Raw genomic sequence first — 15,185 nt, 5'->3', positions numbered from 1 at the left:
ATCTAAATTGGTTTGTTAATTAATTGTTATGCATGCATAATTTCTGTAAGAATTTATTTATCCTCCCTAATTATATACATATACACAGGGTAATGATCGCTATAGCCTCCAGTGTATTTTCCGTAAGAAAAACTTCGAAAAGGGTACCCTTTAAAGCGCCCCTTCTTTTCAGTTAAAAATCTTTTATTAAAAACACCCGATTTAAACATTTTATAAGAAGAAAAATCTTTTTCTCCTTTATCTAATAATGCAGATGTTATTACAATCTGATCAAACAAATTAATTCGATCTCTATACCCCAAAGTACTAAAACCACGGCGAAACATGTTTTCATATGGGTTACTTTGTAAGCTGCTTTTTCTCGCAATACGCTACTTTTTGCTTCTCCACCTCTTCTTGAAGGCCAATGATTTACAAGTACATGAATTAATTCTTCATCTAAATATCCTGAAACCCATAAAATATCACGTGTATATACTTTTCTGTTTTCTTTGTATATATTAGGATTAAAAACTTATTCTTCTTTAGTTAATAAAACAGGAACATCTTTTATGGCAGAACTTATAACAAAGTACTTGTTATCCTTTTTAAATATTTTTGCAACCGGATTATCACTTTTATTATAATCTGTTCCTTCTATTGTTTTCTTATAGAATATATTTAAAGTGTCTTTATTTTCTTTTGCATAACATAAATCATAAAAATTAGTTTTATAACCTTGACCCGAAAAAAAAACGCTATCCTTCTTTATATTTATATTATAATAAATTGAAATATTAGATACAGAATCAACTCTAAAAGGTGTCGTTTTATAAGAAAATTTATTAACCCAAAAATTTTGAAATAAATTCTCATTAGTTTCTATTTTATTTGTTTTTAAAAACATCTTAGAAACATCATCTATATCGTTAATTTTAGAGATTCCATCTATGTTTTTCACCATAGTTATTCTTAGAAAAAATGCTCCATTTGTATAAGAAACATGATACACGTTATCTTCTACTAAATCTTTCTTAACTTTGATATCATTTACCCATCGAGAATCAACATCTTGTGCGTTTAATATTGGGTCATAATCCAACTCCAATTTTTCTAATTTATTAATTAGATTAGTAGTTAGATACGTTTCCTTGATTAAATTAATTCTTTCAGTATTATTATTTAATCCTAAAGTCGTTATATATGACTTATAAAAGTCCTTTATACATCTAATATTATTATCTATTTTACTACCACACGCATTGAAAGCCAAAAAAAGTATAGCTATCTGTAATATTCTTTTTATTTCCATCTTAAAATTGTATATTTTGGTTTTGCTTTTCGGTAATCAGAGCCAGCCCAAAAGTCATTTTGTATAAAATCTGAAACCCATTTATCTCCTGTAAACATTTCTATATGCCCCCATTTATGGTATTTTTTTTCACCCTGAAAAGCTTCAAAAACTGCAATATCTCCTTTAATAGGACTATAATTGCTAGAATCAATAATAGTAAATCCTTTTTTCACTAAATACGTATCGTAATCTTTAGCGTTTGTACCTGCTGGACGATCATCTGTATTAATCCCCCCCGCAACAATAGCTAACCTTACATACTTCGCACAATAACCTATCGATTTAGGCTCTACATTGGCAATTATATAATTTACAGCTTTTTCTATATCATAACCTTCTTTTACTGTACCATCATGTTTATCACCTCTTAATGTACAATCCCCAGCGGAACAATCATTTTTAAAAGCCTCTCCCTTAATTAAGTATTTCTGAACACTTAGGGCTATCTCATTTTTCATGAGTTTACCATTTTTATCAGCATCCATTCCTTTATTTTGTGCGTATGCTTTAACACGTAATTTAAAATGCCTATCATTAACATCCAACCCTTCTCCATTTTCACTAAAGACAACATGATTTTTTTTACCACTAGAAGCAGGAAATAATACTTGCAAATAAAAATCTACAAATTCTAAATCTTTACCTGCCTGCGGTTTAAAATATTTTTTCACGTAATCTAATTGTTTTAACACAGTCATATTCGCAAACTCTTTAACCCTTTTTAAAGTTTTCTCTTTACCCCAATAGTTTTTAACATATTCAATAGTTATATCTTTCCCTAGCAAAGACTTAGCTGTTTTTGGCATGAATTGTATTAATCCTGTCCCTCCAGAATTACCCATATTAGGTACATTCGTTTTAAAAGTCCCTCCACTTTCCCAAGCAAAAACAGCCATCAAATTGTTTGCCATTTTCATTTTTTTATCTTCTCCCCAAAGCTCAGCACATATTTCTATTACTTTATTTCTTTCAGTACATGTAAATTTTCCACCTCATATTAACGATTCACAAGCTTTTTTACTTACTATTGGCACATTTAACTCCTCACCTAAAACCACTGCATTATCGGCTTTTAATTTTTCATAGAGTTCTAGGGTAGTAGAAACCTTAAGCATTAAAGCACGTACTCTTGGTTTGCTTTCTACCTCGTTTTCTTCTTTCTTATGGTCTACAGCTCAATTAATACCTTCGTAAATATTAATTGAGCTTTTCATTAAATTGTATTCTAATAAAAACAAAACCTCTAAATTATAGAGGTTCTATTTTTATTTAAAATTTTGTATTTTTTATTCTTTATTTTTTATACAAGAACCATGCACCCAACCAATATTACCTTTTGGAGTTTTTACTTTATACCAATAGTCTGTTATTTCTTTTCCGTTTAATATCACGCTTGTTTGATTATTTGATTTTTCGATATAATCAAGTGAGGTTTCTTTCGCTAATAACTCTAGAGTGTTTGATAATAGATTATGGCTGTCTCTTAATTTTAGGTCATAATTATTAACAGTTAATTCTTTTTCACTTTTAACTTGTTCAAACTCTCCTATGCTATTAATTATGTATTCTCTAGCATCTACGATATACTTATTATGAATGCTTTTTTTTATAGTTATGACATAATTTTCTGAAACTTCAAACATTGTGTGTTTGACTCCAAAGCCTTTTTCATCTTCAAATTCTTCTAATTGTTTTATTGTTAAATAATCTATTATTTCATAGTTATTGTTAATAGTTAATAAACAATAATAATCTTCGCCTCTTAAATCACTTGATTTTAACAAAAGTAAATTACCCTCTTTAATTGTCTTAATTTTATAAAAAGATAAACGATCAAAATCTTCAAATTTTTTTAATATACCTTCAATAATATTACCTTTTAAAAAATCTGCTTTTTTAGTATTCAGAGGTAAATTCACATTCTTAACTTGATTTAAGACCTTCTTTAAATTAATAAAATTAGATATAGCCTCTTGTGAAGTACCTATTTCTTCTTTTTTAAGGCATAGTCTATTTGTGTATAAGTTTAAATTTTCTTGAATTGAAACAACCTGCTTATCTAATTTAAAAGTATTATCTCCTTTTAGACTAATTTCCTTTGAGTTATCACAATTAAAAACGTAAGTTTCAAAATATCCATCTGTCAAGACTTCATCAATAAACATTTGAACTTCAAATGTTACTTCTTTAGAGTTATTATTTGAAACAATACCTGTTTCAGAATAAGTCATAGCGCAACCAGAACCACAACTTATAACAAATGATTTATTATCACTAATTTTTAAAAATTGTTTATTTTCTGTTTTTTGTTTTACTACTTCTGTTTTATTATTCTTTTTACAACTCATTAGTATGGTTGCAAATAATAAAAATTTTAAAAGGGGTCTATTTATTCTCATTTTTAGAATTCATTAATGCTACAACAATAACAATTATTTGTTACTTTTTTGTTAAAGGATAATGGTTCTTGGGAGGACTCAACGTATATATACTCTGTCCTTTTATAGCGTAATCAGATTCTCCGTTTTCTTTATATAATACATATTGTTCTTTTTTAGCACCTTTCAATTCTAATGTATCTTTAGTAATACGGACAACTGTTAATTCTTTTCTTATATCTCCCTTATCGGTTATTTCTCCTGTTTCGTCTACTGTTGTTTTCCAGTATAAATCGATATTAGATTTACCATCTTTATGATTTACAGATATTAATGCTCTTCCCTCAGAAGATTCCCCCATATGGTTATGCTCATACTCAAAACTATATTCACCTTTCCATTGAGTTTTAAATTTTATTTCATCTTTAATACCATTAATTAGCTCCTTAGTACTGCCAAAATCTAAATTATTGGGAGGTGTATTAATAAGGCCAACCAATTTATTGTAATGAAAAATATTCTCCACCTTATTATTATCATAAAACAGAAGCATATTATTAATTCCCTCTTCTTCTAAATAGTATTTGATCCAAAGTGAATCTTTTGATTTTATAATTATTTTCTCTAGGACATTTTCTATCTTATCTTCTTCATAGTTAAAAGGATGTTCAGCGTATTTAAAAGCTTTAGATGATGGACTTACATCATTATTAAATAATTGATAAATATCTTCATTATTAAATTTTGAGTCCAAAAAAGCCATAAAAAAATCTATTTGTAAATAAATATCAATATTATCAATATTTATAGGTATTCTTTTTACAAGATCTACTTTATACGATGAATTTAATTTTTTTATTTTTATATTATTCCTTGTTTTATACCATTTAAAAAACACATTATGTATTTTCCCTAAGTCATTTGATTTTTTCAAAAAACTAATTGTGTCTCTTTTAATTGAACTATCTGATTTTAAAAAACTTCTTTTTTTTTGATCATTCTTACAACTTAACAACACAATGACTGTTAATGTAAAAATTGTTTTTTTTATAAAATGCATATTATTTCTTTTTTTGTTTAGTATAATGAGTTTTTGGAGTATAAAACCTATTTGTCGAAGCTGTATATCTACTCGTTGAAGTTGGATGTGATAATAAATGCCTCGATTTTCTTTTCCATTTTACCTCTACAGTACCTTGTAATTTCACACCATTGGAGTATCCGATAGGATATTCTTTAAAATTAATAGACTCAATAGTAGTTACAACATCATTAACAGAATCATAATCAACAACAACTCCTGTATGCCCATTTGTTCCTTTATCATTTTTCCATAAAAAAACATCACCTTTCTTAGGTTTATAATCCAAAGAATCATGCTTAACAAGCCAATTTATATTTTTTTCAGCAAAATTATATAATGCAGAAGTATTTAAATTTATTACTTTCTCACTCCAACCTATTTCTTTTAAATACCTACATACTGTTTCGGAACAGTCCATTGTATTCTCTCCTTCCGAAGAAACCCTATTATCGTCTTGTTTATACAGTACTATATATTTAGATTTATCTTCAAAACCCGTAGATATTGCTTTACTCTTAAGCCATTTAATCCCAGCGGGGATATTTAAATCAGAACTCTCAGTATTTCCAGCACTACTACCAAATTCACAAGTGCTAGCATCTTTTTTACACATATTATTTTTGGCACTTCCTTTACTATACCAAGTTAGTATAGCCATTTTAACTTCCCAAATATACGTTTTACCACCTGTTTTCCCATGTCGTTTGATTATTTTCCCTTTACTATTTTTATCCACCTCATCATCTTCATAAAAAAAAGTAGGGTTAGCCTTATAAGCCTTTTTAGAATCATCAAAAACTACATAGTTTTTTTCTTCTCCATGACCTGATGCCACAGGATATAATACAGATAAATAAACATCTGTTATCGTTTTTAATTTAGATTTATATTGCTTAAAATATTTTTCAACATAATCTAATTGCTCAACAACAGTCATTTTACGTAAATTATCCCTCGTAGTCCCTAAACTTTTTGCCGCAGATTTACCAAATTGAATTAACCCCGTATATCCTAAACTATTTCTTATACTTGGATCAAATTTACCTCCTGTTTCCAAAGCCATTACAGCCATTAACCAATTAGCACCTTCTATTTTATCTTTACCTATACCTAAGTTTTCTGCTATTTGTATTACTTTTTTTCTTTCGGTACACGTAAATTTTTCACCCCATACTAAAGGTTCACAAGCTTTATCGCTTCCTGTAGGTACATTTAACTCCTCTCCTAAAACCACTGCGTTATCGGCTTCTAGTTTTTCATCGAGTTCTAAGGTGGTAGAAATTTTAAGCATTAAAGCACGTACTCTTGGTTTGCTTTCTACCTCGTTTTTTACATAACGACATAGCTATACACACTAAGTTTAATATTTAGAAAATAAATAGAACATCATTCTTTTACTAATAAATTCCGAGAGGAATACCTTATAAACAAACTCTAATATTTACACTTTATTAATTTTATATCTTTTAATCTCTCTGATTGCAATTGAAAATCACTATCCTCAACCCATTCTCTTTTACCTGTTTATACATTATAAAAACCTAGCCAATTAAAAATTATAAATTCACTTTTTTTATTACAATTAATCCTCGAAATGATACTATCTTTTGAAAAATAACCCCAATCTAAATTTACACCACCGCGCCCTAAATCTTTTGGTTTATTTAAATAAATATTATAAATGGAATCATTCTTTTTTTCTAAAGTCGCATCAATGTATATTTGATTAGAGTTTACTTCAATAAAGACTTCTTTCTCTCGTATTTTCAGGGCACCTATACTCTCACAATTTATTTTCCAATCACCATTAATTGATATATCTCTCTCAAAAGATATATCTTCAATACAATCATCTCCATTCTCTTGAACTTTCTTTATATTCTTTAAGTTTTCCTGACTTACATAGTATCTATTACTATTTCCATAAAATTTTGAATTTACACGTATAATTCTTTTTAATTTATCTACCCATGATATACTGTAAAAATCTTTCTCATTTATATATAAAAATATGTTATCCTGATTTTTTAATATTTTATATATACTAAAATCACTATCTTCCATTATACCGTGTTCATGTATAGAATCTTTTTTAATTTTAAGCCTCCTACCTTCATAGCCGCAATCATTTAAAATATAACTATTTTTCCTTAGCTCTACTTCATACCACGTAGTAATAAGATTAGAAATATTTTCTTTTTTATTAATGATTACTTTCTCTTCATTTTTTAAAGATTTTTTTTCTTGTCCACATGAAATGAACAATAAAATGAATAAAAGTATACTGTATCTAATCATAATTCCACGCCAATAACTTTAAGCACTTATTCAACTTTAACACCTTTTTTCTCTTGTTCATTAACTAAAAAGTAATAGGTATCTCCTTTTTTATATAATTTTTCTTGCTCTATCTGTTTGTAAAGGCTATTATTATTTCTTATATCTTGGTAACGATACAGCATTAAGGTATCTCCCTTTTCTTCAGCCAAATAATAATCTTCTCTACCAGACATATGACCACTAGTAGTTAAATGAACACTGTCTTTTGTTATACGATAATTTGTATAATGGCCTGTCCAATCTCCACCAGCTGTTCTTCCTTCTTCATCTAAATAATGATATTTTCCTTGCCATTTTTTGGAAATATTTTGATCTGAAATTAAGGTTTTTACTCGCTCTTTTATTGTATTTTTTTCTCCTACTAGCTCATCACATATTCCTTTATCAAAACACTCTATACAAGGGGGCTTTAATAAGCTTTCATATTTAGTTTTATCAATAGCAAAATAATTAAAACCTTCTTCTCCATTAGCTAGATACATTACCCAATGACCAATTATTTTTTTCTTATCTACCCATTCAAATGTAACTTTATAATTACCCAAATTAATTCGATAACCATTTTCTTCTTTTTTTATATCAAGAATTTTTTTTCGTTCAGGTTCCATATACTCAAGCAGCATTAAATCTTTTTTAAAAGAAATTTCATTCCCAAATTCACCACAACTTTTATAAAATGAATTATCGTTTTTAACGATTTCACACCATACAATTTCTTTAAAACCACTAGTTTTGTTTGAATTGCATGAAGTAAATAAGTAAATAGATGTGTTTTCATAATTATTCGTTTTTTCTAATTTGTATAACTGTATAAGTTCTACTTGATTTATATACTGTTGTCCCTTTTAATGTGTTATCACTTTGCAAGAACAACTTGTTATCATCACTACATCCTTTATCTGGATAACTAGTTGCAACTTCATAAAAGATATAAAAAACAGCGCCATTTTCACATCCCTTACCCACAATGATTACAAAATGATCCGTACTCAAATCATTATTAAAACCTCCTTTATATTTATAAGTATGATCTACTCCAACAATTACTGGCTTACCTTTATTTAGTTGTTTATCCAAGTAAGTATTAGCTGTTTTCGCTATTGAAGAATTAATAACTAGTTTTTTATTTTCTTCCCTTCCTATTTGATACAGAGCATCACCTTTTACATTCTTAGAATAATCCAAAAGTCCCCCCTCGACACTATAATTTTTCAATACAACTCTACAAGCTCTCCAACATGCTACATCCTGTTTCTTTTTTGACCCAAATTTTGAATTATACTGAGAAATCCATTTACTATTATCCCCTCTTAAATCTATGTGTTTTTCACCACATTTAGGACACCCTCCATCCTCAGTACCTTCATAAACAATATTAGTACAAGTACTAATATCTATTTTACACTGGTTTATATATTTTCTTGAAACACCTTGCGTTTTTGCTTTTAAAACACGTGATACTGCTTCCCAGCGTTGTATTTTTTTATCGTTGTTATTTTCTTCATCTATACTTTTGTTGGCTTCATAATGAGACTTTCCATGTTTTGTATCTTTTTCTTTACTATACAACACATAATCTTTATCCTTATGAACTGCTGCTGGGCAAAAAATGGTCAAGTACATTTCTTGTCCGTTTTTAATCTTTTTGTTTCTTCCTCCTATCTCAAAATATTTTTTCACATAATCTAACTGTTCTATTTCAGTCATTAATGCTAGCTCCTGTTTTGATATTTTCAACTCTTCTGCTGCTACACTTGTAAACTGAATTAATCCTACAGCACTTTTATTTACTAAACTTTTATCTTTTTTATGTGCTTCTTTACTATACCCCTCATAAACTCGCATGGTTTTACTTTGTCCTTTTTTAGGGTTGGGTCTGTTTTTAGTTACCAAACGGATTACTGAAGAACTAAATGTTCCTGAGGTTTCAACATACATACATGCCATCATTTCATTTGCCATAAAGAGTTTTTTATCTTCTCCCCACAAATCAGCACATATTTTAATAAGCTTTTCGCGAAATTTACAACTTACTTTTGAGCCCCATACTAACGATTCACAAGCTTTATCGCTTCCTGTAGGTACATTTAACTCCTCTCCTAAAACCACTGCGTTATCGGCTTCTAGTTTTTCATCGAGTTCTAAGGTGGTAGAAATTTTAAGCATTAAAGCACGTACTCTTGGTTTGCTTTCTACCTCGTTTTCTTCTTTCCCTTTGGTTTTTATATAAAAACTACGTGGAAAATCATCTCCGTTATGCTCTAAATAAAAATAACGTACTGTACTGGCATCTTTATGGTCTGACTCCCATGCGGTAGGTACCATAAACTCTGCTTCTCCTTTTCCTTGCTTGTCTATGGGTATTTTTATAGTTTCATTTTTCTTTGGGTCTTTAGCCCAATTAATATCTTCGTATATCTTAAATGCTAAGGTTTTACCAACATAATTACGTGTTGCTACTTTTACGGTTATACAATCGCCATATTTTACAATACCAGTATGTAGTTTGTTCTCTTTCTCACATATCTTAATACTAATATTCTGGATACTCTAATTTATATGTGAAATTTATACGATCACCATTTCTTTTGAAATTAATATAAATAGTACCCATTGGATCGGATTTTTCAACAATTAACCTGTTATTTTCCACTAAATACTCTATTGAATTTTTTTCATCAATAAAACTCTTATCAGGAGAGGCTTTAAGTAGATTTTCTCCACCATATTCAAACTCACTCAAAAAGTTATTATAAGCTATATTAATACTTGAATTTTTGTAAACACCATTCACTTCCCAATACTCTCTATTATTGCTTGGGATACCTATTACAGAATAATGAGGCTTATTTTTTTTCTCATTTTTATACGAAAAAAAATACCCTCTATCTAGAATCACAACCTCTTTATTACTTTTTATATAAAAAATAGGACTCTCTATTGGCACGCATGACTCTTCATCATCTATTGTAAAAAAATCAATTGCTTTTTTTTGTAGTTTAAAATGAGTTACAAATACACTTTCTTCATCATATTTTTTTTTCTCTAATGAATAAGAGTATTTGTATATTTTTTTTGAACAATTACCAAAAAAAATAGAATCGTTTTTTATTTGAAATTTAGAATATTTCACATTCTCTTTTGCAAACCCTATGCTATATTTAGTGTTAATCCTATTTTCTTTAGTAAAATCATTACAGTACCAAGTACCATTCAGATTTAGTTTATTTTCAGTATTAATATTATAAGCTAAATTGTCAGTTTTCACTTTTTTACAATTAACACTAATTAAAGATATAAAAAATAATAAAAGTATTTTAATTTTTGTCATATAACTCCTTGCTTAAAAATTTTATTCTTTAGTTAATAAAACAGGAACATCTTTTATGGCAGAACTTATAACAAAGTACTTGTTATCTTTTTTAAATATTTTTGCAATAGGATTATCACTTTTATTATAATCTGTTCCTTCTATTGTTTTCTTATAGTATATATCTAAAGTATCTTTATTTTGTTTTGCATAGCATAAATCATAAAAATTAGTTTGATAACCTTGTCCTGAAAAGAAACAATCATCCTTTTCTATTCTTATATTATAGTCAATAAAAGCGCCAATATCATTGATCTTCCCTAGATCTTGAAAAAAATTATATTTACCAAACCACTTTTCATCTATCTCCTCTATATAAGTTTTCTTATAAAAGAATTTTTTAAAAGCAGATTCAAAATTGATAGGACTTATTACTTTCGGTTTTTTTGTTTCTTTAAATAAAATATAATCCCAATAAGCTATATCTGCATAACTCATATAATACTTGTTATTAAACCCCAAGATAGTATTTGGTTTCATTTTTACATAAATTATCTTTTTTCCTTTTTTTTTCAAAAAATCATTTACTTCCGCAGTATAAAAATTAGCATCATCCGCTATCACATAAAAATCCTCGTCACCATATTTATTCTTCAAGTCATTCATTTTCTGAATATCAAACTTAATATCAATAACACATTCTTTATGATTAATCATAATCGTATCATTTGATTGTATTATTACCTTTTGTGATAAATCACTCTTATTTTTACACCCAAAAAAAATAAAGATTAATATTATATAACTAATTATTTTTTTCATTGTTCTATTTGTATATGATAACATTTATTCTCTTTTAAAATTTTATCTAACTCTGACCTCTTCTTCATTTCTTCCCAGAAACTATTTTTATCATTTAATTTTGAATAAGAAATATCAAATGTATTTAAAATATTAGGGTCTGAACAGTGTTTCGAGACTGATGCAGGTCCCAGTTCCTTTATCTTCTGCTCCATAAGTAAAATAATTTTTTCTCTTGTTTTCCCTTTCTTTGTTTCTGAGAGATACACATCAATTACTTTTTGACCAGCAGTTGCATAAGTAGCCCTTTGCTCCTCTATATCAACACTACAATTATCGTACATTATTCTAGCCTGATCATAAGCTGTTCTAGCAACACTTGTAATATAAATATTCATGTTAGATGAAATTTCACCAACCTCCTTCAATATATTTTTTGTTTTTATAGATAATGATGATTCCTTTGCTGTCTTACCAATGAAATGAAGCGTAACTCCATTTTTTATAATTTCACCATCATGAGCTTTAGCCCCCAAAGTACAACTTCCATCAGAACAATCATTTTTAAAAGCCTCTCCCTTAATTAAGTATTTCTGAACACTTAGGGCAATCTCGTTTTTCATGAGTTTACCATTTTTATCAGCATCCATTCCTTTGTTTTGTGCGTATGCTTTAACACGTAATTTAAAATGTCTATCATTAACATCCAACCCTTCTCCATTTTCACTAAAGACAACATGATTTTTTTTACCACTAGAAGCAGGAAATAATACTTGCAAGTAAAAATCTACAAATTCTAAATCTTTACCTGCCTGCGGTTTAAAATATTTTTTCACGTAATCTAATTGTTTTAACACAGTCATATTCGCAAACTCTTTAACCCTTTTTAAAGTTTTCTCTTTACCCCAATAGTTTTTAACATATTCAATAGTTATATCTCTACCTAGCAATGACTTAGCTGTTTTTGGCATGAACTGTATTAATCCTGTCCCTCCAGAGTTATCCATATTAGGAGCATTCGTTTTAAAAGTACCTCCACTTTCCCATGCAAATACAGCCATTAAATTATTTGCCATTTTTATTTTTTTATCTTCTCCCCATAAATCAGAAGCTATCTGTATTACTTTCTCGCGCTCTTCACACGTAAACTTTTCACCCCATATTAACGATTCACAAGCTTTTCCGCTTCCTGTAGGTACATTTAACTCCTCTCCTAAAACCACTGCATTATCCGCTTCGAGTTTTTCATCCAGTTCTAAAGTGGTAGAAACTTTAAGCATTAAAGCACGTACTCTTGGTTTGCTTTCTACCTCATCTTCCTCTTTCCCTTTGGTTTTTATATAAAAACTACGTGGAAAATCGTCTCCGTTATGCTCTAAATAAAAATAACGTGCTGTACATGCATCTTTATGGTCTGACTCCCATGCGGTAGGCACCATAAACTCTGTTTCTCCTTTTCCTTGCTTGTCTATGGGTATTTTTATAGTTTCATTTTTCTTTGGGTCTTTAGCCCAATTAATATCTTCGTATATCTTAAACTCTAAGGTTTTACCAACATAATTACGTGTTGCTACTTTTACGGTTATACAATCGCCATATTTTACAATACCAGTATGTAGTTTGCCATTACTCTCGTACATGCGTAGGTTTACTATCTTCTCATCCTTATCAACGTAAAGATAATGCGTTTTTTTATTTTCCCAATTATTCCACAATACATATTCGTTTTTACAACCACTGTCTTGTTTGGCACCCGCTACAACACAAGGAAATTCTTTAATAGTAAAAAAATATTCTTGTTCAAAAAAATGATTTTCGGGTAAGGTAAAGGCTTGGTGTATAATTCCGTTTTTTGCGTTCACCTCAATAGCAGTCCCCGCATTTTTCACAAAATCATCTTTTGTTTTATTATCACTTTCCCATATGTTTAGTTCTAATTTTTCACCTGTAAGCCCTTCGGTTTCTATGTGTATATATACCTCGTGTTTAAAACCACTACGATGTATTTGGTTTCCGTTTTTATCTGCCCAATAGGCTTTTATTATTCTTGGAGCTATTACAGTTACAAGTTTAGCACTTGCGGTTTCGCCTCCCTTTTTGCTAGGGTAAATACCATAGGCTTCGTAAATAATACCCCCCAAATCTTCACTTATTTGTGTGGTACTATGGCCTGTTGCTATTATTTTATCGGCAAGTGGTTTATCGCCTTTGCAATAGCTAGTCCATTTTACGGCGTCTTTTTCGGCTTGCAATGCGGGTTCTATCGCATACTTAGCTACTTCTAAGGTTACGGTATGGCGTTTTTTCTTTGCTTCTTTTGTATCCCAAACGCATATGGTTTCTTTGTTTTGTTTTACACGAACTACATAGTTGCTACCTACCGAATATTTTAGAGTATTAACGGCGCCTGTTTTTGGGTTGGTGGCAGTAACTGTTACTCTTGTTGCACTTTGTGCTAAAGGGGCAATTGTTATTTGTTGGGGGTTGTTTTTGTCTTTTACAATGGTAACAGGAATCTCTTTCTTAGTTTTCCCTATCTTTTTATAAGCAGTGGCTTCCCACACAATACCTTTCATATGTTCTTTACCACTTAATGCGGTTTCTACATCTTTTTGGCTGTATAAAAGCCCTGCTTTTATAGTTACAGTTTCGTTTATACGTACGCGGCCTTGGGCACTTCGGTCACTTTTTCCTACAAATGGTCCAGAAACTCCTGTAAGTTTTTGGCTACCGAGTGTTATTTTTTTATAGGCAGAATTGTCTCTAGCTGTTAAATAATAAGGCCCTTTTGCACCTCCGTAAGCTTCTACAACAAAATCTCCTTGTGTTTGAAAAGGAAAATCGAAGGTTTCGCCTATATCTACATATTTACCTACTTCTTTATATTTTTCTTTTTTTGTTGTTCTATAAAATACCGCCCAGTTTATGCCTGCTTTTTGTTCATCAGTAGGCTTCTTTTTACTACTGTATTTTTTTACTGTAAAGGCAATATCTGGCTTGGTAAATTGATATGCGTTTTTATTATCCTCAGTTTTAATAGTAGCTACCGAAGCACCTTTTTCATCTTCGGTTTTTGTTTTAAACTTCCCTGCTATAAGTTCGTGTACATCTTCTTCGGTTAGGGCTGGATTTATTAGAGTTGCTACATCGTTACTTGCTTCTGCTACATCTTGTTGGCTTACGGCTTGGGTTTGCCCATGGGTATCGAAAGTTATTTTACCGCCAAAAGCACAGGTACCTTCACTGGTATCTACCAAAGCTTTTCCTTTATTTTCTAAAACAATAGGGTCGTAGGCTTCGCTCCACTTTGCTATATTAGGTATACATGGTAAAAAGGTTGTACCTGTTGGTTGCATTTTACATTTACCAAAGGTTTTTACTGGTACTTCAAAAGGAATTCCTAAATCGTTGGTATTGGCAACTAGTTTTTCTGCTCCTTCTTTATCGTTTACATATATTTTATTCTGACTAAGCACTTTTAACTTTCCTTTGGTACCGTCGTCACTCATATTACAGGAGCATTCTGCCCCGTTACAAACTACATATAATCCTGCTTTGCTTGGTTTTCCTGAACTTACATCTTCTTGTGCTTCTTCTTTTTTTTCTGGTGCTGCTTTTGTATCACTTTTACTACTGGTGCTTACGACCGTAGTTTCGCTACTAGCATCTTTAGGTGACACTTCTTCGCTTTTTGTTTCCTTTGGTATATCCATAGGAATATTTACGGTTTGCCCTAGTTGTATGTTTTCCCAATTTTTTATGGTTGGGTTTGCTTCTTTTATTTTCTTATCAAACAGTAAATAATTGGCTTCGGGGTGGTTTTTTTTATATTTATTAAGGTATTTAATAACCAAATCGTTCCGATTTTCTCGTTGCCAGTCTTTATTTTTGGTAATGGTATGTATAATTGGGTCTTTTTCCATAGTATTATAGGTATTG

Annotated in this window: 12 protein-coding genes and 1 pseudogene; all 13 read right to left on the bottom strand. The window is 29.8% G+C overall.

Features of this window, described 5'->3' with window-relative positions; genetic code table 11:
• Positions 1–53: 53 nt before the first annotated feature.
• Positions 54–463 (bottom strand): annotated as a pseudogene (locus H518_RS20905) (endonuclease/exonuclease/phosphatase family protein).
• A gap of 51 nt (positions 464–514) precedes the next feature.
• The gene (locus H518_RS0115815; RefSeq protein WP_028889968.1) at positions 515–1,291 is read right to left on the bottom strand and encodes a DUF5991 domain-containing protein; all 777 of its coding nucleotides are present in this window, start codon (positions 1,289–1,291) and stop codon (positions 515–517) included.
• Positions 1,282–2,244, bottom strand: coding sequence for a hypothetical protein (locus H518_RS21365; RefSeq protein WP_205618020.1), 963 nt, complete (start codon positions 2,242–2,244; stop codon positions 1,282–1,284). The genes H518_RS0115815 and H518_RS21365 overlap by 10 nt, the downstream gene beginning before the upstream one ends.
• Before the next feature lie 375 nt (positions 2,245–2,619).
• Complete coding sequence (locus H518_RS0115800) at positions 2,620–3,681, bottom strand: SH3 domain-containing protein (protein ID WP_028889966.1); 1,062 nt, start codon at positions 3,679–3,681, stop codon at positions 2,620–2,622.
• A 91-nt stretch (positions 3,682–3,772) separates the two neighbouring features.
• Complete coding sequence (locus tag H518_RS0115795) at positions 3,773–4,771, bottom strand: hypothetical protein (RefSeq protein ID WP_028889965.1); 999 nt, start codon at positions 4,769–4,771, stop codon at positions 3,773–3,775.
• A gap of 1 nt (position 4,772) precedes the next feature.
• Entirely contained in the window at positions 4,773–6,086 is a 1,314-nt protein-coding gene (locus H518_RS20630) for a peptidoglycan amidohydrolase family protein (RefSeq protein ID WP_051263813.1), read from the bottom strand.
• A gap of 233 nt (positions 6,087–6,319) precedes the next feature.
• The gene (locus H518_RS0115785) at positions 6,320–7,093 is read right to left on the bottom strand and encodes a hypothetical protein (protein WP_028889964.1); all 774 of its coding nucleotides are present in this window, start codon (positions 7,091–7,093) and stop codon (positions 6,320–6,322) included.
• Positions 7,094–7,119: 26 nt separating this feature from the next.
• Entirely contained in the window at positions 7,120–7,758 is a 639-nt protein-coding gene (locus H518_RS0115780) for a hypothetical protein (protein WP_028889963.1), read from the bottom strand.
• Positions 7,758–7,913: a hypothetical protein gene (locus H518_RS21190; RefSeq protein ID WP_155995253.1), complete on the bottom strand. Its 156-nt coding sequence runs from the start codon at positions 7,911–7,913 to the stop codon at positions 7,758–7,760. Before H518_RS21190 ends, H518_RS0115780 begins: the two co-directional genes overlap by 1 nt.
• A 2-nt stretch (positions 7,914–7,915) precedes the next feature.
• On the bottom strand, positions 7,916–9,460 hold the full coding sequence (locus tag H518_RS0115770) for a hypothetical protein (RefSeq protein WP_028889962.1): 1,545 nt from the start codon (positions 9,458–9,460) through the stop codon (positions 7,916–7,918).
• A 208-nt stretch (positions 9,461–9,668) separates the two neighbouring features.
• Entirely contained in the window at positions 9,669–10,466 is a 798-nt protein-coding gene (locus H518_RS0115765; RefSeq protein WP_028889961.1) for a hypothetical protein, read from the bottom strand.
• A 21-nt stretch (positions 10,467–10,487) separates the two neighbouring features.
• Positions 10,488–11,267 (bottom strand): DUF5991 domain-containing protein, encoded by a 780-nt coding sequence (locus H518_RS0115760; protein WP_155995251.1) that lies wholly within the window; start codon positions 11,265–11,267, stop codon positions 10,488–10,490.
• Positions 11,264–15,169 carry a DUF4280 domain-containing protein gene (locus H518_RS20625; RefSeq protein WP_051263812.1) on the bottom strand — a complete coding sequence of 1,302 codons (3,906 nt, stop codon included), beginning with the start codon at positions 15,167–15,169 and terminating at the stop codon, positions 11,264–11,266. The genes H518_RS0115760 and H518_RS20625 overlap by 4 nt, the downstream gene beginning before the upstream one ends.
• Between the last annotated feature and the right edge of the window lie 16 nt (positions 15,170–15,185).

It is taken from the genome of Tenacibaculum ovolyticum DSM 18103, assembly GCF_000430545.1.
Taxonomy (GTDB): Bacteria; Bacteroidota; Bacteroidia; order Flavobacteriales; family Flavobacteriaceae; genus Polaribacter; species Polaribacter ovolyticus.
Note: the sequence above shows the minus strand (reverse complement) of the source record. Positions and strands in the feature narration are given on the sequence as shown.

Coding starts and splice junctions, on each gene's coding strand:
- H518_RS0115815 (WP_028889968.1), bottom strand. CDS start 1,291: ATGGAAATAAAAAGAATATTACAGATAGCTATACTTTTTTTGGCTTTC.
- H518_RS21365 (WP_205618020.1), bottom strand. CDS start 2,244: ATGGCAAACAATTTGATGGCTGTTTTTGCTTGGGAAAGTGGAGGGACT.
- H518_RS0115800 (WP_028889966.1), bottom strand. CDS start 3,681: ATGAGTTGTAAAAAGAATAATAAAACAGAAGTAGTAAAACAAAAAACA.
- H518_RS0115795 (WP_028889965.1), bottom strand. CDS start 4,771: ATGCATTTTATAAAAAAAACAATTTTTACATTAACAGTCATTGTGTTG.
- H518_RS20630 (WP_051263813.1), bottom strand. CDS start 6,086: ATGCTTAAAATTTCTACCACCTTAGAACTCGATGAAAAACTAGAAGCC.
- H518_RS0115785 (WP_028889964.1), bottom strand. CDS start 7,093: ATGATTAGATACAGTATACTTTTATTCATTTTATTGTTCATTTCATGT.
- H518_RS0115780 (WP_028889963.1), bottom strand. CDS start 7,758: ATGCTGCTTGAGTATATGGAACCTGAACGAAAAAAAATTCTTGATATA.
- H518_RS21190 (WP_155995253.1), bottom strand. CDS start 7,913: ATGAAAACACATCTATTTACTTATTTACTTCATGCAATTCAAACAAAA.
- H518_RS0115770 (WP_028889962.1), bottom strand. CDS start 9,460: ATGGTACCTACCGCATGGGAGTCAGACCATAAAGATGCCAGTACAGTA.
- H518_RS0115765 (WP_028889961.1), bottom strand. CDS start 10,466: ATGACAAAAATTAAAATACTTTTATTATTTTTTATATCTTTAATTAGT.
- H518_RS0115760 (WP_155995251.1), bottom strand. CDS start 11,267: ATGAAAAAAATAATTAGTTATATAATATTAATCTTTATTTTTTTTGGG.
- H518_RS20625 (WP_051263812.1), bottom strand. CDS start 15,169: ATGGAAAAAGACCCAATTATACATACCATTACCAAAAATAAAGACTGG.